Origin of the sequence: Pseudomonas sp. CM27 (assembly GCF_013179515.1) — a bacterium.
In the GTDB taxonomy this organism is placed as follows: Bacteria; Pseudomonadota; Gammaproteobacteria; order Pseudomonadales; family Pseudomonadaceae; genus Aquipseudomonas.
Map to the genome: position 1 here is coordinate 1 of NZ_JABMCN010000471.1, position 850 is coordinate 850.

The 850-nt window shown below is 64.8% G+C and carries 1 protein-coding gene; it reads left to right on the plus strand.

The window, feature by feature from the left end; translation table 11 throughout:
• The coding region (locus HP547_RS29020; protein ID WP_172288943.1) for a carbohydrate porin at nt 1–807 on the plus strand (807 nt) is incomplete at its 5' end.
• Nucleotides 808–850 lie beyond the last annotated feature (43 nt).

Below are 850 nucleotides of genomic sequence, written 5' to 3' on the forward strand. Positions count from 1 at the left end.
AACGACCTTGGCGGCCTGGACAGCGGCATCCTGTGCAACTTCATGAACGCCGGCTTCTGCGGCCACCCGCTGAACATGTCCGGCGGCAGCGGCTGGACCAACTACCCCAACGCCCACCTGGGCGTGCGCGTGAAGTACGACCTGTCGCCGGCCTGGCAGTTGCGCGTGGCTGCGTTCAACGTCGACCCAGAGAGCAACGGCAACTCCAGCCGCGCCTGGCACCTGGGCCCCAAGCACACGACTGGCACCGTGGTGCCGGTGGAGCTGGTGTACAAGCTGCAGGGTGACCTGCCGGGCGAGTACAAGCTGGGCTACTACTACGACAGTTCCGACGTGAAACGCGTCGGCAGCGATGATGAGGTATCCGGTCGCGGCGGCCACTACCTGCTGGTAGACCAGGCGATCTGGAACGACCCTGCGTCCCCAGGTCGCAGCCTGCATGCGTTCGGCCAGTACTCGGCATCGAGCAAGGCGGCCTCGCCGTTCACCAAGTGGTATGGCACCGGCGTGGTGCTGTACAAGCCGTTCGAGGGGCGCCCGAAGGACACCGTGGCATTGGGGTACGGCCGCGCCGTGCCCAACCCGCGTAGCCGCGATGTGCTGGAAGATGCTGCGTTCAACGCTGGGCAGCAGTTCCCCGATATCGACAGCGCCGAGCAGCTGATCGAGCTGAGCTATGGCTATCAGGCCACGCCGTGGCTGAACCTGCGCCCGGATGTGCAGTACATCATCGAGCCGGGGGCGTTTTCCGGCAAGGACATCGACAATGCACTGGTGGTAGGTCTGCAGGTAAAAGCAACCTTCTGAACCGGTTGCCGGGGCTGCTTTGCAGCCCTTCGCAGGCAAGCCC